Raw genomic sequence first — 24192 nt, 5'->3', positions numbered from 1 at the left:
CAGGTAATTGTTTTTTTGAAAACTCTTCTCTTAAAAAGCCTGCTTACGCGGGCTTTATTCAAATATTTTTAGAAATAACCTACCTGTAATAGTGTTTGACTTGGCTTTCGAAGTCCGGCCTCAATATTTTTGATGATGCTTATTGTAATGGTGGCGATTACTTACTTGTATTTCACAGGACAGGCACCTTTAAAGTCAAAGCCAAAAGCTCAGATTCTGTGACACAAACCGCGGAGGGCTGTCGCTTGGTGGCCAATGGTAATGTCAGCGTACAAAGTGATGAAAATTTTACTGAACGAGCAAATACCGCGTACTACGTCCACCTGATTCAGATCTGACTAAGCAGCCTTGCTCAACTAAAGTCGCCAAGTGGCGCGTTGCTGTCGGCTTACTGACTTTGGCAACCTTATGGTATTGAGTCGTGTTAATACCCTGTTCAAAGTCCCCATCAAGCATACGATTCAAGACTTTTACTTGCTCCGATGTTAGCTTTGTTTGGTCGATTTTTTGCCAGTAGTTTGATTTAAAAATGGTCTGATCTATTTCTCTTATCACGTCATTAAAGGTTTCGTTTAGCGTGATAAGAAACCATTCCAACCATGCTGTGATGTTTACGCTTCCTTTTTGTGTCTGCTCAAGTATTTCATATAATCTTATGAATTGGTCTACAAAATAATACATTACAGGTTGTTTTTTGTAGACTTTTTATGAAGCTGATAAGGCTTTAATTTCACGAACCTCGTATATTACTTTGAATTAAAGCAAAAAAATCGTCCAAAATAGTGCTTTGATTCAAAAGGTAGAGGTCATGAAGTAGATATTTAGTTATTTAATAGGGCAGGCATTAGAAATAATTTGGCTCAGAGTAAAATTAAAGAATTATCCATGAATAATGGCGTTGTAATTATGAGAAAATAGGATTCAACCCTGATCATTATTTATTCAATTATTATGAAAAATGGAGACTAAAATATGAATTTATCAAAAAAACATAAAGATGCTATTAATTTATACATCCGCTCGAAAGATAATAATAAGCCGTATTTAATGGGGAGTGTCTTTGAAGATTTGGCAAGCTTAACTATGGAAGTTAAAACTGATGAAATAGCATTTCCTTCTGAGACAGTTGGCTTAGATTCTATTACAAATGTTTTAGTCAGGAACTTTAACCGAACATATGAAGATATTTATACATTTTGTATAACCGACTCCGTAGTATCTAACGATCAGCAGACTTTATGTAAGTGGGTCGTAGTCATGAGAGACAGTGAAAAGGAAAACATTCGAGTTGGTTATGGTGACTACAAATGGACTTTTAATAATGAGTTAGTAAGTCAACTAACCATAACAATTGAGAAAATGATTGCGCTTGATGAAAACGAAAGTTCAGAAATCTTTTCTTGGTTAAATAAGCAATCTTATCCATGGTGCGATTCAGCAGACTTTTTAGAGGAAATGCCTGCGTCTATTTCTTTTTTAAAACATGGTCTAACAAGGTGATACATGAGATAAGCACGTAATCAGACAACGTAATATACAACTACTCACTATTTCCGATAATAACATTTATCGGAAATATCAAGACAATATATTCATCTCTAGCCCACCTAGGCTTTCTCAACTGTTCATAGGTTTTTAAAATGCGTCAACAAATCACTTAGAGAGCTTACTTCTAGATTTGGTTGGATTGTTTCATCGTGTTTTTTGTTATGCGCATTCAACCAGCAAGTATCAAAGCCAAAATCATTGCCGCCTAGAATGTCCGACTCTAAGGTGTCGCCAACCATTAGTACATGTGATTTTTCTGGCGATCCCATTTGTTCATGAGTGTATTGGAAAATATCTTTATGAGGTTTGGCAACACCCACTAATTCAGAAACAATCAACAATGAAAAATACGGTTTAAAATTCGTTCGCTCTAAACGTATGTGTTGCAGTTTCGCAAAACCATTGGTGATGATTCCCATTTTAATATTCTGGCTGTCTAGATATTGAACAAGCTCCAATGCGCCTGTTAACGGCTGACATATCTCAGCCATGGAATCTAAGAATTCATTGTTCAGTGTATTGGCATTAATGCCAAGTTTTTGACTCCAGCTTTCAAAGCGTTGCGTTTGAAGTTCGTCTGCTGTTATTTCTTGGTTTTGATATTTTACCCATAATGGCTTATTTATGCTTTGGTAACTTTCGAAATCGGCTTGTGTGAATGTGATGTCGTATTTCAAAAACATGGCTTGTAGACCGGAGAAATTATCAAAGTGAAATAACGTCTCGTCAGCGTCAAATAGAACCCATTGATATGTCATATGATCATCTCTTTATCATGTGTTGAATAAGTTAAAAGTGTGTTGGATGTAAAATCGGTGCTAAAGCCAGAATAAGAGCTTGAGTGTAAATACTTTCTCTTGTTGCGGCATTATTTGTAAGCAATCCAATAGCGCCAGATTTCTGCCGAATATTTGAGGTATGGAATAGCTCATCCATGATAGGACCTAGCTCTTCTCCCTTTAGCAGACGTTGATAAATATTATTCGGAAGAGGAAGGTTGGCTGAACGACCAGTAAAAAGTTTACCTTTTGAATCTACAATAGCCACATAAGCGAAGGTTGCTGCGCCCTCCTCGAATTTATCTACACCGCCTTCCATTGCTACGAAGAAAGCATTATTAAATTCTGAAGTATGATTGCTATGACAATATAATGCGCGGTTCTGCGCACCTAATCTTGTTTCAGCTTCCGTTAAAGGTTGTTCTCGTACTCCTGATGGCGCTGCTTGACCGACACATTCAATGATTGAGTCCTTAAAAACAGTATTGAACGCCTGTTTGGCCGCGTTTATTTTCACTGGATTTTGTGAGCCAACAATAATATGGGTGGTGTCCGTGATCATAATAAGCCTTCAACAAACGGTTTATATAGTGAATAAAAAAGCCGCATTAAAAACAAATGCGGCTTTTTTTTCAAGTATCGAATTTTAATCAATTTGCCCTTTAATTATAGGCGTTGAGCAAGTGACATCTGCGTTTTGCGCTCTGTGTCTCATTAAATGATCAATCAAGGTAATGGCTAACATCGCTTCAGCAATAGGTGTTGCACGAATACCAACACAAGGATCATGACGACCTTTTGTTATCACTTCAATTTGTTCACCATTACGGTTGATACTTTTACCAGGGATTGTAATGCTTGAGGTCGGCTTGAGAGCCATGTTTACAATGATATCTTGGCCTGATGAAATACCCCCCAAAATGCCACCTGCATGATTACTTAAAAAGCCTTCCGGTGTCATTTCATCACGATGTTCGCTGCCTTTCTGTTCTATAACATCAAAACCGTCGCCAATTTCAACGCCTTTTACTGCGTTGATACTCATCATTGCTTTCGCAATATCCGCATCTAAACGATTAAAAACCGGCTCACCCAGCCCTGGCATAATGTTTTTAGCTATGACGGTGATTTTTGCACCAACGGAGTCTTGCTGGCGACGTAGGTTTGTCATGTATTCTTCTAAAGCAGGTATTGCATCTGGGTCTGGGCTGAAAAAACTATTGTTATAAACTTGGCTGAGGTCTTTGACTTCCAATTTAATTGGTCCAAGCTGAGACAAAAAACCTTGTATTTCAATACCAAATTGTTGCTTTAAATACTTCTTAGCAATGGCGCCAGCAGCTACCCGCATTGCGGTTTCTCTTGCTGATGAACGACCGCCACCACGGTAATCACGGAAACCGTACTTTTGATCGTAAGTGTAATCGGCGTGCGCTGGACGGAAGGTTTCAGCAATATTGCCATAATCTTTTGAACGCTGATCTGTGTTTTCAATTAACAGACCAATTGGTGTACCTGTTGTTTTACCTTCAAAAACACCAGAAAGAATTTTAACTTCATCAGGCTCACGGCGTTGCGTGGTGTGTTTAGATGTACCCGGTTTACGAAGGTCCAAGTCTTTTTGTAGATCGGCTTCTGAAATTTCAATGCCAGGAGGACAACCATCAATAATGGCTCCTAATGCAAGACCGTGACTTTCACCAAAGGTAGTAACTTTAAAAAGAGTTCCGAATGTATTGCCTGACATAAGTTATTTTTGCTCTTGTAATAGTTTGCTTAATTCTTCTTTTGTTAGAATGAAAACGCCATTTCCACCCTGCTCTAATTCTACCCACATAAACGGTGTATCTGGATAGGCTTCTTGTAACGCTACTTCAGTGTTTCCAACTTCGTAGACTAATATACCGTCATCTTGCAGATAATTCGCCACTTGAGCTAAAAAATCATGTGTAAAATCCAGCCCATCGTGTCCAGATGTTAACGCCAATTCTGGCTCATTATGAAATTCTTTTGGCGTACAGGCAAAGTCATTGGCATCAACATAAGGAGGATTGCAAATAATGAGGTCGTATCGTTTACCTAGCAAGCTTGTAAACATATCAGAGTGAATCGCGTTTACTCTGTCTTCAACCTGATGACGTACAATATTTTCATTGGCGACAACAAGAGCTTGCTCACTGATGTCTGTAATATCGACTTGTGCATCGTCAAAAGTTAATGCTGCAGTAATTCCTAAGCAGCCGGAGCCTGTACACATATCTAGAATATCTAATGGATAATTTTTAAGCCATGGAGAAAACTCACTTTCTAATAGCGCCATAATCGGAGAGCGAGGGATTAACGTGTCTTTGGTTACTTTAAATGGCAACCCCATAAACCAAGCTTCACCTAATAAATAAGGTAATGGCTCTCGCTTGGTGATGCGAGTATGTACGCATTTTAAGATGCGTTTTTTTTCATCAATAGTAAGAGCACAATCTAGCATATCTCGATCGAAGTCTAGAGGCAGTTTCAGCGTACCCATGACGAGTTGAACGGCTTCATCCCAAGCGTTGTCTGTGCCATGTCCGTAAAATAAGTCGGCGTTTTGAAAACGACTAAATGTCCAACGAATAAAATCTTTAATCGTTGATAAATCACGAATAGCGGATTGATTTTTGCGCATGTTCTCTCTTAATAAGAATGGGCTAAATATAAAGGGCGCATTATAGCGGCTATTTCTCTTTGCCTCTATCTTTGTGTTCCTCTGCTTGGCTTTGAAGAACCTGAACAGACGAGGATAAGCTTTTTAATGTGTCCGTAATTTTCGCCCAATTGCGCTCATTCTGCTTGTTTGATTGTTCTTTTAAACGAGTGATCTCATTGGATGCTTGCCGTTTTTCTTCCCGTGTTTGGGTTAGTTTATTGTCAAGTTTGGCCAGGTCCACTTCTCTCTGTGATAAGTTAAGACGGAGCTCAATGCTCCCCTCTCTTTCTTGTTCAAGCTGCTTTGTTAATACTTGATTTTGAGCCAATAGAGTTTGGTTTCTTTGTTCGAGTAATAAAGCTTGCTGTTCAAGTTCAAGGTTTTTTCGTTCTGCACTAGCGTGCTGCTCTTCAATTTCTTCATACGCTTGCTGAAGCTCAACCAAGGCGCTAGATAACGATAAATAACCACCTTCTGTGGCGTTTTGTTTTTGTGTTTGATGTTTTTCAAGATCTGCGACTTTTTCATCGAGAAGCAGTCCGAAGCTCTTGGTTACATTTCTTGAGAAACTTTTAAAGGCTGGTAGTAGCACTTCATCTAAATCTTTAAGTTCATGTTCTTGCTGCTCTTTGTACATGTCTTCCCATTCTGCAATAGCCTTCATGAGAGTTGTATTGGAGCAACGCCGACCATCTTTGGTTAAGAAGAAGTCTGCGACCCTTGGAATATTGGGGAAACTGTTTTTTTCAAGAAGCTCCCAACATGCTTGGTGGATTTCCTCATTCAAAATGTTCGCTTTTCGAGCCATAGAGCTACCTAAATACAATAAAAAATAAATAAGATAAAAATATTATCAAATATATTCAAAAATTAAAACTTACCACCTCCTCGCTTTTCTTCTTTACTGGCTGATTAAACTGACAAGCTTGGTAATATGCAGTGGTTAGTAACAGGCAATAAAAAAGCTCCCGAAGGAGCCTTTTTATTTACAGTCAGAATTTACTGAATGTTGCTTGTATTGATTATTTTGGTTGCTATTTCAACACCCAATTCTTTCGCAAGCTCTTTCCATGGTTCTTGCTTAGGCGCATACACAACAGGTCTGGCATTTGGGAAGCGATGCTTCAATAAATGTTGCACGCTTGCTAGCCCATCAATAAGGCCAATTTTGACCGCTTGCTGTCCGGTAAATACCATTCCACTAAACACATCGTCTGTAATGGTTAATCGATCACCACGACCCTCTTTAACGGCATCAATAAATTGTTGATGAGTTTCATCTAATACAACTTGCCATTTATCTTTTGCTTCTTTTGTCATTGGTGCAAAAGGGTCAAGGAAAGCTTTGTTTCTACCTGCGGTAAAAGTACGACGTTCAACACCTATTTTTTCAAGCAAACCGCTCACATCAAAACCAGAAGAAATCACCCCAATAGAACCAACAAGGCTGGCTTTATTTGCATAGATTTCAGTGGCGGCCGCCGCGATGTAATAACCTCCTGACGCGGCCATATCTTCAACAACGACAATGATAGGAGTGTCCGGATAGTTTTCCTTTTTCTCTTGAATGGCATCATAAATAATGCCGGAATGTACAGGACTACCACCTGGGCTGTTCATCTCAATAACCACAGCTGTTAATTGCGGATTACGATATGCACGGTCTATCAAACCAACAAATTCATTCGACTCTATATCTGAACCCACTCCGATCACGCCGCGCATTGGAATAACAGCAACGACATCCTCTTCAAATCCAACTTCCGGCATGTTAGACCGCATAATCCAAGTAGATATCACTGTGACAATAATAGCCAAAGCGAATAATCGAAAGAATATCTTCCAACGCCTAGCTCTACGCTTTTCAACAATGTTTTCGCTTAAGGTTTTTTCAAGTAGAGACCAAATTTCTTTATTAGGATCGGTCTGGTTTTCAGTACCCCCTACTGTTTCTTTAGGCTTTCCACCTTCTTTTTTTAAGATGCTTTCTATACCTTGCTCTTGAGATTTTTTTTGGTCTTCGTCTTCCATCCAAGCCATTTTCTATAATCCTAAAATATCTAATAATTCATCAAAATTGCCGATTAACGCATGAGGCTGACAAGCTTGCAAACGAGCTGTTTTATGAGCACCATAAGTGACTCCTACGCTTTTCATTCCAGCATTTGCTGCCATATTCAAGTCGTATTCTGTATCTCCCACCATAACAGCCTGATCTGGCGTTAACTTAAGCTCTGCTAACAGTTCTTCCAGCATTAGAGGATGAGGCTTTGATTGCGTTTCATCTGCGCAGCGAGTAGCGATGAAATACCCCTTTGTTTCTGTGAGTCCCATTACTCTCTCTAGGCCTCGACGACTTTTCCCCGTCGCAACAGCCAACTTAATATTAGCGTTTTTCAGTTTGTTCAAGGTATCAATAACACCTTCATACGCATTCGGCGGAGTTTGATCTTTTGCCACATAAGTTTGCTTGTAATGCTCGATAATTACATTGCGCTCAACAATGGGTAATTCAGGCCAAATAACCTGAACCGCTTTATCAAGTGATAAACCTATGATGTTTTTAACGTCTTCTTTATTGCGATCTGGTGCGCCAGCCAATTGCGCTGCATGCAGCATACTCTGGCAAATTGTGTCGATAGAATCATATAAGGTACCGTCCCAATCAAAAATCACCAACTTAACCATAGATACCTCTTAAGAATAATGTGGCGAAAGTGTACCATAGCGTTAAATTGCAATATAAGGATAGGTAATGACTTCTGGATACACATTAGAACAACTTTCCATTGACCAAAATGTTGAGTATCGCAAAATCGTCACTCAGGCAGATGTGCAAGCTTTTGCGGACGTAACGGGCGACACTAACCCTGTTCACTTAGATGCTGAGTATGCAGCAACAACATCATTTGGGCAGCCCATTGCTCACGGTATGTTAACAGCCGGTTTTATTTCTGCAGCTATTGGCACAAAACTACCTGGGCCAGGCTGCATTTATCTTGAGCAAACACTGAAATTTCGCTCACCTGTTTTTGTCGGTCAAGAAGTTGTCACTACTGTTACGGTAACAGACATCAATGAGCGTCGACGCCGCGCTACCCTTAAAACAGTTTGCGAATGCGAAGGTAAAGTGGTTGTCACAGGCGAAGCAACGATCATGCTTCCAGCTGAAACAGCATAATTTTTTAAGTTGAGCTGATAAAGACTATAAAAAAAGAGCGATAGCTTTATCAGCTTCGCTCTTTTTTATTTACAGACATTATATCTAAGCTATGCCAAAAACTCGCTTATATAGAAACGACAATACGGCCTGTGATTTCACCTTTCTCCATATCTGCAAAAATTTCATTAATATCTTCGAGCTTTTTCTCTTCTATGATGGCCTTTACTTTTCCGCGTGCAGCAAATTCCAAACATTCTTCTAAGTCCTTTCGAGTGCCGACTATAGAACCAACAACACTGACGCCATTTAGAACTGTATTGAAAATTGGTAGCGGCATATCTTCTGGAGGCAAACCGACCAGAACACATTTACCACCACGTCGAACGACATCATAACTTTGTCTAAAGCCAACTTTACTAACAGCTGTACACACGCTGGCATGAACGCCACCTGTTTTTGAAAGAATATCATTAACAATATCATCGGTTTTAAAATCCAAATAATGCTCAGCACCCAGTGACATCGCCAACTCACGTTTCGCATTGCTTGTATCCACCGCTACAACTCGGAATCCCATAGCGATAGCATACTGGACAGCCAAATGACCTAAACCACCAATACCAAAGACCGCAACCCAATTACCAGGCTTAGCCTCAGAGACTTTAAGTGCTTTATAAGTGGTAACACCCGCGCAGAATAATGGTGCAGCGTCTACATAGCTCAAACTTTCAGGCACTTTTACAACGTAATCCGCATGGGCAGCACAATATTCAGCATAACCACCATTTACAGAATAGCCTGCATTTTCTTGTGAAAGGCATAAACTTTCTCTACCGCTTAAACAATATTCACAATGACCACAAGCACTGTAGAGCCAAGGAATACCGACACGATCGCCATTTTTTATATGAGTAACGGCGTCGCCGACTTCAATTACCTCACCAACACCTTCATGACCTGGAACTAATGGCAATGTCGGTTTGACAGGCCAGTCACCATGGCAAGCATGTAAGTCCGTATGGCAAACACCACAAGCATGGATTTTAACGAGTATTTGATATGGTTCTATCTTAGGTTTTGCAATATCTTCAATTTTAAGGATAGAACCAAATGTGTTCGCAACAGCAGCTTTCATAATACCCTCCTAAACGAATGAGTGACTTTCTACTCCATCAGCTTAACTGAGTTACTAAAAATAAAGACGACCTAGATCAAGTTTCTTACAAGTTGACCTTATTTATTAATAAAACGCGAGATCATGGAAAGAAAGCTCATTTATTAAAAAAAGCTAGGATTTATAAAACAGTGGGCATATATTTATTGAATAGAAAGAAATGAATGCTTTACCAAAAGGCTCGGCTGCTCCTATGAAAATTCAATTACTTATGATCATTGCCGTGATTTTATCGTCTTTATTGACGATATCTCAGCGCGTAAATGCTCATGAAGTAAATCAATTGCAATGGTTAGAACCTAGTGTAGAGCAGCGTTTTAATGAAGTCATTGCTCCAGATCAAGAGTTAAGCTCTGATAACAATTTTATTGCTTCATCTTTTAGTATTAGAAAACGCTCTTCTGAATTTCCTAATACACTCTCCTCATACTATTGCTTCCCTAATAAAGAAAACGTTAATACTGATATTAGCCCAAGGGCCCCTCCGTTTTCATTGATATAACTCACCCATATTTCGCATTTATTTATTTTTTAATGGGGTTTTACTATGAAAACACTTACTTATGTTTCTACAAAAAGCGTTAACGATCTTACTTGGCCTGCAGTTATCGAGAATATTACTATCTACTCATCCGCTCTATCTGTATTCACGGATTTTGATAAAGCCGGCCCAAGGGTGATTGAGGCGAACACCCGCGCTGACGTGCTGGTTAAATTGATGAAGAAAGAACACGTCCGTATGAAAATCGTTGTTGATGAAGACAACCACTTTGTCGGTATTATTAGTCTAGAAGACTTGTCTGAAGACGCTCTTATTAAAATGGTTGCTGAAGGCTATCAACGATCTGAACTTATGGTTGCGGACTTAATGAGACCAAAAGAAGATTTACTCGCATTGTCTCACACATCTCTAAAAAACTCAGACATAGAGTCTCTTTTATACAGTCAAAGAGAAAACCCTCTTCAGCATTTATTGGTTATTGATGAAAATACAAAGACAATTCGTGGTTTGATTTCATCTAATGACATTGTGCGCCAGTTGAGACTAGACGTCGATGTCTCTCTTTCGAGCTTCAAACACACATACCACAATGCTATTCTAGGTCAAAATTTTCAAGCAAAAAGACTTAAAGTTGCTTAAGATTTAAATTTGGCTTTTAAGCCTTTCTGAATGCCTTCGTATATAAATATGAAGGCATTTTTTATTTTAGTTCTGTTTCTTTTCAATCCAGTAAAAATACGTATCGCCTTCTTGCTCCTGATTGATCAATGCATGACCTAGAAACTGGCAAAATTTTGGGATATCGCGCGATGTAGATGGATCAGTAGCAATTACTTTAAGTACATCTTTCGCACCTATTTTTCGCATTTCTACGTGCAACATCATTACTGGCTCTGGGCAAAGTAAGCCTGTTGCATCAAATACTGCTTGGTGTTCCATAACAATCCTCTTTTATCGCTTTTATTCAAACATGTTAAATGTAAAACGGCTTACAGAATATCGCGAAGCCAAGTCTGTGTAATCTCAGCAATATTCGAAATGGTTTCAGTGGTTGTCTTATTGTATTTCTTTAACACTTTAAAATCATGGTCAGCACCTTTAACCCAAACAATGCTGACATTTTCAGGCAATGATTGCTGCTTAACCCAATCATAAGAGCCAAGTTGATCTCGTGTTCCTTGGACAATCAAGCAAGGAACTTCCATATTCTCAAGAAAAGAAAGCCTGTGTTTTTCAGGCTTACCGGCAGGGTAAAAAGGAAAACCAAAACAAACAATCGCTTTTACCATAGGCTCGTTCGACAACTGTGCAGCAACACGGCCTCCCATTGATTTCCCAGCAACAACACAAGCAACCTCATTTTTTATATAGTCGAAAAACTCTAGGACAAGACGCTTAAAAGGCGGTGGCGGTCTTCTCTTTCCCGTGCTTTCCACTTCTTGCATATAAGAAAAAGTGATTGGAATAATGGGCTGATACATTTTAGCTGAAATCGCGTTACCGAGATCATTTAAGAAGGTATTGCTGTGCCCTGCACCGGCACCGTGTGCGAGATATAAAGGTATATTTTTCATGAATCTATGAACTAAAAATTAAGTTATCGTGATTATAAGAGCGCTTGAGAGCTTATCCAATCTTATTTAGGGAATGATTTAATTTTTACAGAGATGTCATATCTTGACCTGTGTCAGAAAAAGCCCCAGACCATAGGAGTAAACTGCTATTAGAAATTTTAATAGGAATACAGCATGATTTGGGATTCTTCTCTTATTAATAAATACGATTTATCAGGACCTAGGTACACATCCTACCCAACGGCGCCTCAGTTCGATTCAGGCATCAGTAAGATTGCTTTAATAGACAAGATGATGATGCCTTCAGATAAAGCGTTGAGCCTTTATTTTCACATACCATTTTGCGCACACCTTTGTTATTACTGCGCATGCAATAAAATTGTGACGAAACAGTATGAAAAAGGCGCAGAGTATGTCGAGTTTCTTGGTGAGGAAATGAGGCTTCGCAGCCTTATGCTCGACCATTCTAAAAAAGTCACCCAACTGCACTTTGGAGGAGGTACACCTACTTTTTTAACAGAGGAGCTAATTAGAGATTTATTCAAAACAATAAACCAGTATTTCAATCTAGTGAATGATGGCTCACAAGATTACAGCATCGAAATTGACCCGAGAGAAATAACCTCCTCTAAGTTAAAATTGCTAACTGACATGGGCATAAATCGAATTAGCATTGGCGTTCAAGACTTTGACAGAAAAGTACAAGAGGCGATCCATCGAGTTCAATCTCTTGAAACCGTTTCTCAGCTGGTCGAAGACGCCCGCGCAATAAATATAAAATCTATAAACTTCGATTTGATTTACGGTCTTCCCTATCAATCCATTGAGGGCTTCAGGGACACTCTAGATAAGGTTATTGCATTATCGCCCGATCGCATTTCTCTGTTTAATTATGCCCATCTACCTGAAAGGTTTAGATCGCAAAAACGAATATCGGAAGAAAGCCTTCCTATTCCAAGTATCAAAGTGCAATTACTGAGAATGAGCATTGAATACCTTATAGATTCGGGTTACGTGTACATAGGAATGGATCACTTTGCAAAGCCTGATGACAACCTTGCAAAAGCACAGAAACAGGGCTTATTGCAGAGAAATTTCCAAGGCTATACAACTCATGCCGGAACTGATTTAGTGGCATTTGGTGTTTCTGCTATCAGCGACCTGAGTGGTGTGTACATTCAAAACCATACTGATTTAAACCTATATCGAAGCAGTATTGAAAAAGGCCAATTGGCTATTAGTCGAGGCTATATCAGTAATTCTGATGACCGTATTCGGCATCAGGTTATTATGACCCTTATTTCTCAATTTGAGTTAAATACTACGATAATTGAGCAAAAAAATAATATTAGATTTTTTGAATATTTCTCAAAAGAGGTAGATAATCTTACCTCAATGATTGAAGACGGTATGATTGAAATGCAGGATAATGGAATGCAGACCATTATCCGAGTGACAGAACGTGGTAGATTACTTATTCGCTGTATTTGTATGATTTTCGATAAGTACCTAAACAACAATATAAAATACTCAAAAGTTATATAACATCAGGTCAGGGAGATTCACATGTCAGCAACACACGCACAGACACGGTTTAACAGTACACTTACGTCTCAATGTCAGAATTGTAGCTTAAGTGCACTTTGCCTTCCGATCGCTCTAGCTGATGAGGACATCAATAAACTAGATCAAATTATTGAACGTAAAAAGCCACTTAAAAAAGGTGACTTTTTATTTCGCCAAGGTGAAAAATTTGATTCTGTTTATGCTGTACGCTCAGGCACACTAAAAACGTTTAACATAACGTCCGTTGGTGAAGAGCAGATTACAGGTTTTTATTGCCCTAGTGAATTGGTTGGCTTAAGTGGTGTGGATTCAGATACCTACCCAGTTTCTGCCAAGGCACTTGAGACTACAACGGTTTGTGAGATCCCTTTTACTCATTTAGAAGAGCTATCTACTCAGATTCCTTCTTTGAGGCACCAGTTGTTTAAGGTAATGAGTCGAAAAATATCGGATGATCAACAAATGATGGTCTTGCTAGGCAAGAAAAATGCGGATGAAAAAGTCGCATCTTTCTTATTAAATCTGTCCAATAGGTTTAAAAAGCGTGGCTACTCTGCCAGTGCGTTTCGACTTTCTATGTCTCGTGGAGAGATAGGAAACTACCTAGGCTTAGCAGTTGAAACTGTGAGTCGAGTGATCACGCGTTTTCAAAAAAATGAGTTAATCCATGTTGATGGTAAAGAAATTGAGATAGTCAATTTCCCTGAAATGCAAAAACTCGTTGGGATTGCGAGTGATTGTGGTAAAATCGCCAACATTCGATAAATTAAGGCGTTACTGCATATGCTCTACGATGATTTTTATGTTAAATCACTAATCCAAACAGTAGAAGACTGGCCAAAAGAAGGCATCAGCTTCCGTGATATTACTCCTATCTTTAGTGACCCTAAAGGAATGAGGATGGTCGTTGATGCTTACGTTCACCGCTATATGTCTTCTGATATTTCTCATATTGCTTGTATTGATGCTCGTGGTTTTTTAATTGCTGCAGTATTGGCTTATGAGTTGCAAAAGCCTCTTATCCTTATTCGCAAGAAAGGAAAACTTCCAGGTAAGACTGTTTCTCAAGCTTACGCTTTGGAATACGGAGAAGCTGAGCTTGAAATACAAGAAGGAGCGGTAAAAGCAGGTAATAATGTACTTTTGTTTGATGATTTAATTGCAACTGGCGGCACTTTGTTTGCAGCTATTAAATTACTAACTGGACAAGGTGCAACAATCAAAGAGGTTGCTGCAATTATCGATTTACCCGATTTAGGTGGTAGTGAAAAGTTACGTGAAAGTGACGTACCTGTTTTTAGTCTTTGTGCGTACGATGGTGATTGAGATAAGCGTTTAATCTCCAATAAAAAAGGTGGCTATGGCCACCTTTTTTATTGTCTAGAAACTTGCTTGACTTAAAAGTCGACTGTAGCACCAACCGAAAAGCCTTTATTAATTTCTTTACGGCTTTCATCATCATAAATAATAACGGTGTTTGCATAGCTAATATAAGCACGAGCGTTACGCATTGTTAAATACTCAAGTCGAAAATCATATGTATAAGTATGGTTTAAATTGGAAAAAGACAAGACTTCTGGCGCGTAATATAAAGATCCATAAATACTCAATCTATTGGCTTGCTGCAAAGTATATCTGTACCATCCTCCTAAGCTAAGAGCTACAGAGAACTCATTGTCATCATCATTAAGATCGGCATCTATTACATTAAGCCTGATACCTAAGCCTGTTTCTAAAGGGCCATTACCTCCCGAGTCTTGAACAGTTAGGCCTACATGAGCTGAAGAACTATTTGTTTCTGTGTCATTGGTAACGCCAGCATTAACACCAAAAGGCCCCATATCTAAATTAACATCACCTTTAATGGTTTCATTAGTCAAGCTCACACCAGCCGTTGAAGCATGAACAAATGAACCACCTAAAAGGCCGACCGTCAATAATAGAGTTTTATATGTAAAATTCATTTCTATCATCCTATAGAGAAATAATGTTTAAGCGGTTCATAGCGTCTTCAGCTTTTTTCAAACCTTTAAAGTCAAATAATTCAGTGTCTGCCATGTGTGATGGCACAACATTCTGCATGGCAGTGAACATTGAATCTGTTCTGCCTGGGTATTCTCTTTCCCATTGTTGAAGCATGTCTTTCACAACTTGTCGTTGTAAGTTTTCCTGAGAACCACAAAGGTTACACGGGATAATTGGGTATTCTTTCATAATTGAAAAGGCTTCAATATCCTTTTCTTTGCAATAAGCAAGCGGTCTTATAACAACATGTTTTCCATCATCACTGAGTAGCTTTGGCGGCATAGATTTTAGCTTGCCCCCAAAAAACATGTTTAAGAATAAAGTTTCAAGAATGTCGTCTCTGTGGTGACCAAGTGCAATTTTGGTTGCGCCAATTTCTTCAGCAAAACCATACAATGACCCTCGTCTTAAACGAGAGCATAAACCGCATGTTGTCTTACCTTCAGGGACAATCTCCTTAACAATACTGTAAGTATCTCGTTCTAGAATATGAAAATCTACACCAACCTCTTCTAGATAAGCAGGTAGTATATGCTCTGGAAATCCAGGTTGCTTTTGATCTAGATTTACCACAACAATGCTAAAGTTGATCGGCGCACTAGCTTGTAGATTTCGAAGAATCTCAAGCATAGTATAAGAGTCTTTACCGCCAGACAAACACACCATAACTTTATCGCCATCCTCAATCATATTGAAATCAGCAATAGCTTGACCTGTCAGCCTGCGAAGGCGTTTTTGGAGCTTGTTAAGCTCGAGCTTTTCTTTAGGTTTAGTCGATAAATCCATCATATATACGCTGCAAATAAAACGCCATGATTCTACTATAACAATAGTTTTTTCGCATTAAAAATGAAAGACATAAGAAAATCTCCATGAAGATTCCTACTTCCTAAGGTAAACCTAGCATTGAACAGATGGACTTTTAAACTCTAATCTGGATTTACAGGTTTTGCAGATATATTCTGTGCCTTTTTGGGCTCGATTATGTCGATGCTGTGTGAATTGATGTTTACTGCATTTACATATGTATTCGTAACTGACCTTAGGCGTAGGAACGTCAAAAGTGTGTGTCCGGCTTGGCTGAACACCAAATACTTTTAACATAACAGCTTGCCACTCTTTACCATGAGGTCTGACCGTGCTCCCATATATTTGAAACACGATAATGTGGGCCACTTCATGAGGGACTACTGTGTCTAGAAACTCAGTAGGGCTTTGGGAATACATGAAATAATTAAAACGCATTTCGTTTTTTTGGAGGTGTGCCGTACCTGCTGCTCTCCCCCTTTGCTTAAAGTTACAGATAGAGCGTTTGAAATGATGATTAAAAAAATGATCCGCTTTATCAAAGCAGCGATTCATTTCTTCAATAACGGCATTCAATGCAATAAGGCTTTCAGAATTTAAGGACATAAGGCATTATCTTTTCAGTCTCCTCTTGATGAATTATATCAATAAGGGAAGCTGCGAAATTCGACACTTGCTCTTTAGAAAGTCCAGTTAAACGACTCAAAGATGCTACTGTCTTTGGCTTATGTGCACAGATGAGTCTGAGCTGAGATTCACTCAAATCGAACACATCTTGGTCTTGTTTCCAAGCAAGTACTTTATGCCAACGTATATGATCTGCACCTAACTCCGCTTCACTTAAAGTCGGATAATAATGTTCACTAGGTAGAATTATTTGGGTGTTACCTTTCAAAATATCACGTGCTTTTTCATTAATATGTACAGTAAACACTTGAGACTGTCCTAATGATATGAATTCATATGCAATCAAATGGCGAATGACAGATTTCCATTGGGCTTCTGTAAGCTCTTTACCCTTTCCGAAAACGCTTAATGATTTAGCATTTATAGCGTCTGTAGATTTATTTCTTTTACCTAACAAAATACCAATTAAAACAGAAAAACTTTGCAGGCCTTTGGTGTGGTAAATCAATGACAATATTTTTTGGCTGGCAATTGTCATGTTTTGTTCTGACTTAGATGAAAGGCATCGATCACAATAACTGCAGGCATCAGAGTCTTCATTAAAATGCGACAAAATATTTTGCCTTCTACAGCCTCTGGCTTCTAAAAGCTGAAATAAAGCCGCCAAGCTTTGCCTTTCATTTTCAGACACATACTCTTGCTGCGATATTAGCTGTTGAGCCTGTAACATATCTTGCAAACCATAGAGAAGTAGTGCTTTTGCAGATTTACCATCACGCCCGGCACGGCCGACCTCCTGAAAATAAGCCTCTGGACTGTTAGGTAAATCTAAATGAATGACAAAACGAATATGAGAAATGTCGATTCCCATACCATATGCTGTCGTCGCCACCATGATAGTACCTTGCCGCGTGGCGAAGGTTTGATGACTCCTTTCTTTAGACTCCTCTGTCATTGCAGCATGATAACTTAAACTATAAAAACCTAGATGATTTAACCATCCTGAAAGCTCTTCTGTTTTCTTTCTGGAACGACAGTAAATAATACCGGTTTCCCCCGGCACTTCATGATGAAGAAAATAAAGAATTTGCTGCTTAGCCTTTCTTTTCTGAGCAATATGGAGGTGTATATTAGAGCGGTCAAAACTATTTTTTAAAACTAAACAATCATTAAGCTGTAATGACTCTTGAATACTCCCAATAGTTTTATTATCTACAGTTCCTGTTAAGGCAATTAAAGGAACATCAGAAAAATCCGCCTTTAGCTGACCAAGTTGACTGTATTCGGGTCTAAAAGAGCCCCCCCACTGAGAAATACAATGGGCTTCATCAATTGCAAATAAAGAAATATCAAAGCTGTGTAGAAAGCCTATCACAGATGGCTGGACGAGTTTTTCTGGCGACAAGTACAATAAATCAATGTGATTGTGGCGTAGAGCCCAAATTAAATCGTCTTGTTCGCCCGGATTTAAGGTTGAATTTAAAAATCTGGCTTGAATCCCTTTTTTGTTCAGCTCTTCAACTTGTTGTGACATAAGTGACAACAAGGGGCTTATAATAACTGCTACTCCTTTTCGCATTAGTCCTACTGCTTGATAAACCAAGGATTTACCACCGCCAGTAGGCGCTGCAAGCAATACGTCTTGCCCTGAGCACAAGGCATCAATCGCCTGCTCCTGTAATGGTCGGAATTCGTTATAGCCTAAGCGAGAAAGGGTTTGCATCTTCAAGTTCATTATCGAATTATCTCTTAACTCTGAGTTTTCTGCATCGATTTTTCTGCTTCTTTTCGCTAAAATCAGATACTTAATCTGTATTAGGAATGAATTACATGGCACACCAACCTCTTGATGATCTTGAATTAGAAACATTAGAAAACTTTTTGGAATCGGATCAAGTTCATGAGGAATGTCAAAACTTTGTTATGGCGCATGGCTTTTTAACCGCTTTGGCTATTTGTCCTGCTAATCTTACTGAAGGCACATGGCTTCCAGTTGTATTTGAAGACACGCCTAAGTTCCAGAATGAAAAAGAAGAGAAAAAAATTACTCAATATTTATCCCGCTTGTATTTAGATATTCAGAAAGAGCTTGAGTCAGAAGATGGCTTTTTAGTTCCATGCGAACTTGAAATGGGAACAACACTAGACGAATTAAGCGAACTACAAGAATGGGCCTCTGGATTCATGGAAGGCGTATTTATGACCGAATCACATTGGTTTGAGTCAGAAAAAGAGGAAGTTGTCGCAGAATTATTATTACCCGTAATGGTAGCGTCCGATCTGTTTGATGATGAAGAAGTTTCCCAAATACGAGCCAGTGAAAAACTCACAAAATCATGCATCGCACAAATTCCGGAGGTAGTAACAGACTTATTTTTAGTGCTTCGAACAGAGCCGGAAAAACGCCCATTTCCAAAAGCGTCACCGAAGCCAAAAAGTAATAAGGGCAAAAAGCACAACAATAAAAAGTAATAAGAATAGCGAGGTTTAGCCCACTGAATAATATTTTCTTATTTAGCGGGCCCTTCTTAGCGACACCAAAGTAATATCGTCGAATTGCTCAGATTCACCTAAATGATCAACTAGCCTCTTTTCAACTTTCTTTTGTGCTTCAACTAAGCCTTCTTCACCATAAGACTCTATGATGAGCTTATTCACTTCTTCTTCTCCTAACATCAGGTTTTGATGATTTTTTAGCTCTAAAACGCCATCAGACAAGATAACGAGAGTGTCACCTTGACCAAGTTTCTCGTTTTGTAAAATGGATTCAAATTCAGAAGAAGACAACACGCCTAACGGCATATGAATAGAGGTCAATGGCTGTATTTCACCTGTTACCCGCCTTATAAGCGCATTAGGCATTCCACCACCCCAATATTGAATCTCGCCATCAGGAGAAATTAGCATCAGGTATCCCGCACAAAACATATAGTCGGGAAGAATGCCTAAAAGTATTTGATTAATACGTAACCCCAACTCGCCAATGCTTGTGAGGTTTTCGACTGCGTCAAAAAAAGCTTGCATGACAGGTAACGCACCAATGGAAGCAGGCAAACCATGGCCTGTAAAATCGCCGACAAAAACTAATCGAGTATCATCAGAGCGAGTCTTAACTAAGGCCAAATCACCATTAAAAATGGCCGCGGATAAACGAGTAATAGCGAGATGCTCTGAGTTCTTCTCACTTCTCATTTGAATATGGTTCAAAACTTGATGAGCCATTTCATGTTCACGTTCAATAACTTTTTGGAAGTAAGTAAGCGTTCTGTTTTTGTGGTACATTTCCTTCATCAACTCGACATGACGTATATGAGTTTTAAAGCGAATATTGAATAAAACTTCATTAAAAGGCTTAGAAAGGAAATCATCAGCACCAACCTGAAAACACTTCTCCATCATAATATCAGAGGTATGAGAAGCGAGGACAATAACAGGAATAAAGCGGCTTCCTGCCATTTTCTTTAACTGCTGAATTAAATCAAAGCCACTCCCACCTTTTAAGATAATATCAAGAGTGATTATATCTGGAACGTATGTTGAAAAGGCGTCAATTGCTTCTTCATAAGTAGCAACTGACTTCACTTGAATGTCTAACTTTTCAGCACATAAAGAAACAATTTCACGATAAACGGGTTCACTGTCTACGCATAATAATTTCATCTTGCTTAGCCCTTAATGAATATCGAAGCGCTTATCAAAGCGCGAAATCATTAAAATATTCTTGATAAAATCATTCGCTCCTTTCAACTCGATGCTGCTTTCGGCATCAATCGAATTTCGCATGCTTAGCAACATACCTAATGCAGCACTGTCCAAATATTCGACCATGCTCATGTCAACAATGTAACCTTTATAGACTTTACCTAAATTCGAGTAAGCATCTCTAAACTCGTTAAATAAAGAGAAATCGAAACTACCGACTATAGTAATCGTCACCGTTTCTACAGAATCATTTGTCTGAACTGAAATACTCATAAAATACTAGGGCCATTCGCCCTATTCCCCTCCGTGGCATTTTGGAGACATTGGAGCGCTAGATTGGCGCTCCTCCCATTCACTTACTGTATAAAGGTGCATTGCAAGCGCATGTATTTTTGTCATCTCAGCTTGCAAGGTAGCATAAATAAGTTGGTGACGCTGAACCAATCGTTTCCCTTCAAATGCATTACTTACTAAAACAAGCTTAAAATGTGATTCGCTCCCTTCTGGTACATTATGCATATAACTCTCATTTTCGAGAGTTATATGGTAAACATCTAAGCTGTCTGTAATGGATTGGGCTATTTGTGACTCTATTGTCATGCTATCTAATTCTCTATTACACGCTGGTTAGCAAGGTATCATCAGATTGACCGTTTAAGAGAATCTGTCCTTTTTCTTTAGGGTAAGCAACATCAATAGAAACTGCACCGCCTTCTCGCCATACACTGATAATTGTATCCATATTAGCAGCCATTACAGCTCGTTTATCATCTGGAGCTGCGGCAATCACCTGCAAACCAATATCTTTCATAAAGCCCATACAAGTGGATGTTTTAACCATATCAATTTTGTTGAAAGCTTCATCAAACATAGCCAAAGAAAAGCCACCGACGATTTCACCTTCTATTGTTTCATGCAATCGATAAGTCGTAGACAAAGCAGCAGCAATCGCCAAATAGAATGGAATTTGGTGCTCACCACCAGAACCTGTCTGAATACGCTGGCTCAAAGTAGTCTTCTTGTTGCCTTCCAAGTCTAATATATCGACTTCAAAGTTATAGAACTTACGGTAATCAGCTAAGTCCTGTTGCTTCTCTTCATCTGAAATCAGCTCTTGAATTGCTGATATCGCACGAGCATGCTCAGGATCATCACTCATTTTAGGATCAAATAATCCCCCAACATTCGCTTGATCTTGTGTGCTGAAGCGCTCAACAAGATCAAGAATGTCTTTCATATCACCATTTGGGTAATAGCGGAACTGATAAACTTCATGGTTAAACGGACGGCGTTTAAGGCTGCCATTTAGCTCACGTATAATGTGTGCCACTTGATCCAAAGAGTCTTTCAATTTGGACACATAATCAGAACGGAAGGTTTCTTCTGCTTCTCGACGAGCCAATTCTGCACGTTTAGCGTATTTGGCTAATTCGGTTTCACTAAGAACATCTATTTGATAAGAAACATAATGCTCAAACTCTTCAAACTTAGACTCTAAATAGTCAAGCTGAGTGTCATTATCAAGATTCGCCTGATGATATTTCGCATAATGGTCAGCCACTTCTTTTCGAACTTTTTGATCAAAGCTACGAGCTTTCTCATTGGCTTTTTCGGCTCGGCTAATCGCTTCTTTATAAATAGCCGCGCCACTTACCATACTACTTTCTAGTAGTGAATAGCGCTCACTTGCAAATTCAGCATCGTAATTAGGATGGGAGGTCAAGCGATTACGCTCTTCATCTAGCGCTGACAGTGCAGAGCTCAATTGGCTCTTCTGAGAGTTTAACGCACCAAACTGTTCAGAAATTTGTTGACGTTCTCGGTCCAATTTTTTCTGCTCTAACTCGATGACGGCGATACGCTCTTTAAGCTCATCAATACGCTCCTGAAGATCAGTATCATCATGCTTTTGAAGCTGTTCAATTTCCGCTTCAATGGCCTCTAGTTCTTGGTTCATTCGAGTAATGCTATGTCCCGCATTTCCCAAGCTTTCCACATCAAACTGATTATTCGCTATAACGCGACCAAGTAAGGAATCCGCTTGCTCAAGTCGCTGGTCTGCTTTCAAGAAGCTCATTAGTTCTGAGCTTAATGTGGCAAGTTGTTTTTCACGAGAGTCACGCATACCTTCGGTGTTTATGCCGACCATCATATGAGGAACAGAACGTATGGTAGAAATAGTGCCCGCCAACTTCAGCATGCCATCGGCTGTCATGGCACTGTCTTCTCTTAACAATTCACGTTCAGTATCAACCGGCTTAATACCACCTAATCGACGATTTAAATAAGCCTGAGCATGATCATTATTACAGCGTATAAAGCGTAATGTTGAATTTCTATCGCCTCGATTTAACCACAAACGGGTTTGCGTTGTATCAACAACACGACACCCCATTAATTGGCGACGGTGAGCGCGGAAGATACGAATAGATTCTTCTGCGTCTTCAGGCTCCACAATCAATGCTTCTCGCTGAGCGCCCAAATACCCTTCGATCGCATCTTGCCACTTTCTGTCTGTAACTTCTGCTAAATGGCTTAAAGGCGTTGCCGTAATATTGGCATCTTTTAGCAAGGCAATAAGGCGTTTTGTATTTTGAGAAAGTGGACTAACGCCACCTTTTAGAGAAGAAACGTCCGACTCTAATTGTTTGCACTCATCTTTCAAGTTCAAAATCGTGCGGTTTAGCTCAGACCTTTGCCCAAACACAAGAGACTTTTCTTTATCCAAAATGGCATTCAGAGAGCTTAACTTTTGTGTGAGAGGTTTTAAGTTACCTTCTATTTTTCCATTCTCTGAAATCAGCTCCTCAAATGAAGAAAATTCGTCTATAAGAGCAACTGCCTCTTTCGACAAGACATCTTTGAACTCAGTAAACGAAGATAATAACAAGGTCAATTGACGGGCTTGCAAAACGGCTTTCTGATCTTGCTGGCCCTGCAAAACAAGCAATTTTTTATTTTGCTCCAGTTGCTGCAGCTTCAAACCAACATCAGAGTGTTCATATTGTTGCTCAAAACGAAGTAACTGACTTTGCAGCTGTTTTAATAGACTCGCATGGGTGGTTAACTCTTCTTCAATCTCATCTTCACGTTCTTTTTGTAACTCATACTGATCTTGGATTTCGTCTTGTTTACTGCCAAGCTCATCAAAACGTGCTTCGGTTGCAATCCATTGGTAATTGATCGCACTTTGTTCTTGTTGGTGTTTCTTATCGCAATCTTGCTGAATTAATTTTAAATCATCAATACGCTTAGAAACTTCCAAGGTTTTGGCTTCTAATTCACGATATTCGTTCAACGATTTTTGGTAGGCACCAACTTGAAGAGGCGCTTCAGCTAAAACAAAATCCTGCACAAAGCGTGTTGGTGAGGCAATAGGAACAAATTTCAATGCGTTTTTGAAATTCTTTAAAAAGGAGTCAAGCGTAATCGGTTGCTCTGAACTAGGGCTTAACTCTTCAAGGTAGCGATTAATGTATTGAGTTGCCGATGCACTGCCTGATTTAATGTACGGATCCAGGCAAATCTTTTTAATCGATTCACGCACTTCAACCCAAGGCTTCGCTTTGTAACTTTTTCCTTCCACTACATCAATGAAATCGGTTTTTCTTGCGCCGTAATTTGGCAATACAAAACGCCCTAGTATGTCTTCTTCTGGTGAAGCAAGAGAAGCACTTAATGTCAAACCAACACTGGATTCTTTTCCTGTGATACTGTCTTCGAAAACAAGAGCAAGATAACAAGTCGCATCTTGTCTTGGTTGTGTACCGAATACCTTTGCATTAGCTTGGCCTGAGTCGATCATACCCAAAATATAAGAGCGAATACTTCGACCACTTGCCTTGCCATCATTGGCACTGGCGTTATAGTTTAAATGGCGTTTACTTGCGCCAGTTAAAACAGTTTGAATAGCATCAAGCAAAGAAGACTTACCTGAACCTGTCGGTCCAATAATAGCGGTATTGCCGCGAATCTCGATTTCTTCTGCACCAAGCAGGTACCAATTCACTAATACGATTCGATTTAGCTTTTTCATATT

Annotated in this window: 27 protein-coding genes; 8 read left to right on the top strand and 19 right to left on the bottom strand. The window is 39.2% G+C overall.

All coding sequences use genetic code 11. The features are described from left to right. Positions 1–288 precede the first annotated feature (288 nt). Positions 289–681, bottom strand: a complete 393-nt coding sequence (locus ABFY09_RS05475; protein ID WP_347983291.1) for a hypothetical protein — start codon at positions 679–681, stop codon at positions 289–291. Positions 682–972: 291 nt separating this feature from the next. Here ABFY09_RS05475 and ABFY09_RS05470 point away from each other — a divergent pair, with 291 nt between their 5' ends. Further along, positions 973–1500 (top strand): hypothetical protein, encoded by a 528-nt coding sequence (locus ABFY09_RS05470; protein WP_347983290.1) that lies wholly within the window; start codon positions 973–975, stop codon positions 1498–1500. Between the two features lie 125 nt (positions 1501–1625). Here the strand turns inward: ABFY09_RS05470 and yjjG are convergent, their stop codons facing one another. The 7 genes from yjjG to ABFY09_RS05435 all read right to left on the bottom strand — a co-directional run bounded on the left by yjjG (position 1626) and on the right by ABFY09_RS05435 (position 7701). Further along, positions 1626–2306: a pyrimidine 5'-nucleotidase gene (yjjG, locus tag ABFY09_RS05465; protein WP_347983289.1), complete on the bottom strand. Its 681-nt coding sequence runs from the start codon at positions 2304–2306 to the stop codon at positions 1626–1628. Positions 2307–2337: 31 nt separating this feature from the next. Beyond that, positions 2338–2889, bottom strand: a complete 552-nt coding sequence (yjjX, locus tag ABFY09_RS05460) for an inosine/xanthosine triphosphatase (RefSeq protein ID WP_347983288.1) — start codon at positions 2887–2889, stop codon at positions 2338–2340. An 84-nt stretch (positions 2890–2973) separates the two neighbouring features. Next, the gene (gene aroC, locus ABFY09_RS05455) at positions 2974–4074 is read right to left on the bottom strand and encodes a chorismate synthase (protein ID WP_347983287.1); all 1101 of its coding nucleotides are present in this window, start codon (positions 4072–4074) and stop codon (positions 2974–2976) included. 3 nt (positions 4075–4077) lie between these two features. Further along, on the bottom strand, positions 4078–4992 hold the full coding sequence (prmB, locus tag ABFY09_RS05450) for a 50S ribosomal protein L3 N(5)-glutamine methyltransferase (RefSeq protein ID WP_347983286.1): 915 nt from the start codon (positions 4990–4992) through the stop codon (positions 4078–4080). Between the two features lie 49 nt (positions 4993–5041). After that, positions 5042–5821 (bottom strand): hypothetical protein, encoded by a 780-nt coding sequence (locus ABFY09_RS05445; protein ID WP_347983285.1) that lies wholly within the window; start codon positions 5819–5821, stop codon positions 5042–5044. A 191-nt stretch (positions 5822–6012) separates the two neighbouring features. Next, entirely contained in the window at positions 6013–7053 is a 1041-nt protein-coding gene (gene sppA / locus ABFY09_RS05440; protein WP_347983284.1) for a signal peptide peptidase SppA, read from the bottom strand. A 3-nt stretch (positions 7054–7056) separates the two neighbouring features. Then, positions 7057–7701, bottom strand: a complete 645-nt coding sequence (locus ABFY09_RS05435; protein ID WP_347983283.1) for an HAD-IIIA family hydrolase — start codon at positions 7699–7701, stop codon at positions 7057–7059. A 67-nt stretch (positions 7702–7768) separates the two neighbouring features. On the opposite strand from ABFY09_RS05435, the gene ABFY09_RS05430 reads away from it, so the two are divergent. Next, positions 7769–8194, top strand: coding sequence for a MaoC family dehydratase (locus tag ABFY09_RS05430; RefSeq protein ID WP_347983282.1), 426 nt, complete (start codon positions 7769–7771; stop codon positions 8192–8194). A 106-nt stretch (positions 8195–8300) separates the two neighbouring features. On the opposite strand, the gene adhP is transcribed toward ABFY09_RS05430, so the two are convergent. Beyond that, entirely contained in the window at positions 8301–9311 is a 1011-nt protein-coding gene (adhP, locus tag ABFY09_RS05425) for an alcohol dehydrogenase AdhP (RefSeq protein ID WP_347983281.1), read from the bottom strand. A gap of 232 nt (positions 9312–9543) precedes the next feature. Here adhP and ABFY09_RS05420 point away from each other — a divergent pair, with 232 nt between their 5' ends. Together ABFY09_RS05420 and ABFY09_RS05415 are read left to right on the top strand one after the other, a co-directional pair. After that, entirely contained in the window at positions 9544–9852 is a 309-nt protein-coding gene (locus ABFY09_RS05420; protein ID WP_347983280.1) for a hypothetical protein, read from the top strand. A 45-nt stretch (positions 9853–9897) separates the two neighbouring features. Beyond that, a complete protein-coding gene (locus ABFY09_RS05415; protein WP_347983279.1) occupies positions 9898–10491 on the top strand; it encodes a CBS domain-containing protein in 594 nt (197 codons plus the stop codon). Between the two features lie 66 nt (positions 10492–10557). Here the strand turns inward: ABFY09_RS05415 and tusA are convergent, their stop codons facing one another. After that, positions 10558–10791 (bottom strand): sulfurtransferase TusA, encoded by a 234-nt coding sequence (gene tusA / locus ABFY09_RS05410; RefSeq protein ID WP_347983278.1) that lies wholly within the window; start codon positions 10789–10791, stop codon positions 10558–10560. Between the two features lie 50 nt (positions 10792–10841). Beyond that, positions 10842–11426 carry an alpha/beta family hydrolase gene (locus tag ABFY09_RS05405; protein ID WP_347983277.1) on the bottom strand — a complete coding sequence of 195 codons (585 nt, stop codon included), beginning with the start codon at positions 11424–11426 and terminating at the stop codon, positions 10842–10844. Between the two features lie 174 nt (positions 11427–11600). Here ABFY09_RS05405 and hemN point away from each other — a divergent pair, with 174 nt between their 5' ends. The 3 genes from hemN to ABFY09_RS05390 are packed head-to-tail and all read left to right on the top strand — an operon-like array spanning position 11601 to position 14318. Further along, the gene (hemN, locus tag ABFY09_RS05400; RefSeq protein ID WP_347983276.1) at positions 11601–12971 is read left to right on the top strand and encodes an oxygen-independent coproporphyrinogen III oxidase; all 1371 of its coding nucleotides are present in this window, start codon (positions 11601–11603) and stop codon (positions 12969–12971) included. Positions 12972–12992: 21 nt separating this feature from the next. Continuing rightward, positions 12993–13757 carry a fumarate/nitrate reduction transcriptional regulator Fnr gene (fnr, locus tag ABFY09_RS05395; protein WP_347983275.1) on the top strand — a complete coding sequence of 255 codons (765 nt, stop codon included), beginning with the start codon at positions 12993–12995 and terminating at the stop codon, positions 13755–13757. Positions 13758–13775: 18 nt separating this feature from the next. After that, the gene (locus ABFY09_RS05390) at positions 13776–14318 is read left to right on the top strand and encodes an adenine phosphoribosyltransferase (RefSeq protein ID WP_347983274.1); all 543 of its coding nucleotides are present in this window, start codon (positions 13776–13778) and stop codon (positions 14316–14318) included. Between the two features lie 71 nt (positions 14319–14389). On the opposite strand, the gene ABFY09_RS05385 is transcribed toward ABFY09_RS05390, so the two are convergent. The 4 genes from ABFY09_RS05385 to ABFY09_RS05370 form a co-directional block, all read right to left on the bottom strand. Continuing rightward, positions 14390–14956: a YfaZ family outer membrane protein gene (locus ABFY09_RS05385; protein ID WP_347983273.1), complete on the bottom strand. Its 567-nt coding sequence runs from the start codon at positions 14954–14956 to the stop codon at positions 14390–14392. 10 nt (positions 14957–14966) lie between these two features. After that, complete coding sequence (gene ttcA, locus ABFY09_RS05380) at positions 14967–15806, bottom strand: tRNA 2-thiocytidine(32) synthetase TtcA (RefSeq protein ID WP_347983272.1); 840 nt, start codon at positions 15804–15806, stop codon at positions 14967–14969. Positions 15807–15917: 111 nt separating this feature from the next. Then, the gene (locus ABFY09_RS05375) at positions 15918–16430 is read right to left on the bottom strand and encodes a SprT family zinc-dependent metalloprotease (RefSeq protein ID WP_347983271.1); all 513 of its coding nucleotides are present in this window, start codon (positions 16428–16430) and stop codon (positions 15918–15920) included. Further along, entirely contained in the window at positions 16414–18321 is a 1908-nt protein-coding gene (locus ABFY09_RS05370; RefSeq protein WP_347983270.1) for an ATP-dependent DNA helicase RecQ, read from the bottom strand. The genes ABFY09_RS05375 and ABFY09_RS05370 overlap by 17 nt, the downstream gene beginning before the upstream one ends. Here ABFY09_RS05370 and ABFY09_RS05365 point away from each other — a divergent pair. Next, positions 18282–18923: a YecA family protein gene (locus ABFY09_RS05365; RefSeq protein ID WP_347983269.1), complete on the top strand. Its 642-nt coding sequence runs from the start codon at positions 18282–18284 to the stop codon at positions 18921–18923. The genes ABFY09_RS05370 and ABFY09_RS05365 overlap by 40 nt on opposite strands. Before the next feature lie 42 nt (positions 18924–18965). On the opposite strand, the gene ABFY09_RS05360 is transcribed toward ABFY09_RS05365, so the two are convergent. Genes ABFY09_RS05360 through ABFY09_RS05345 form a run of 4 tightly spaced genes read right to left on the bottom strand, consistent with a single transcriptional unit; the run spans position 18966 to position 24189 of the window. Then, positions 18966–20111 (bottom strand): SpoIIE family protein phosphatase, encoded by a 1146-nt coding sequence (locus ABFY09_RS05360; RefSeq protein WP_347983268.1) that lies wholly within the window; start codon positions 20109–20111, stop codon positions 18966–18968. Between the two features lie 12 nt (positions 20112–20123). Beyond that, on the bottom strand, positions 20124–20426 hold the full coding sequence (locus tag ABFY09_RS05355) for an STAS domain-containing protein (protein WP_347983267.1): 303 nt from the start codon (positions 20424–20426) through the stop codon (positions 20124–20126). 21 nt (positions 20427–20447) lie between these two features. Then, entirely contained in the window at positions 20448–20753 is a 306-nt protein-coding gene (locus ABFY09_RS05350) for a BolA/IbaG family iron-sulfur metabolism protein (RefSeq protein ID WP_347983266.1), read from the bottom strand. 16 nt (positions 20754–20769) lie between these two features. Next, positions 20770–24189: an SbcC/MukB-like Walker B domain-containing protein gene (locus tag ABFY09_RS05345; RefSeq protein ID WP_347983265.1), complete on the bottom strand. Its 3420-nt coding sequence runs from the start codon at positions 24187–24189 to the stop codon at positions 20770–20772. Positions 24190–24192: the final 3 nt, after the last annotated feature.

The organism is Marinomonas sp. 5E14-1 (assembly GCF_039939215.1).
Lineage (GTDB): Bacteria > Pseudomonadota > Gammaproteobacteria > Pseudomonadales > Marinomonadaceae > Marinomonas.
The sequence above is the reverse complement of the archived record's forward strand: the minus strand, read 5'-3'. Positions and strand labels throughout refer to the sequence as shown.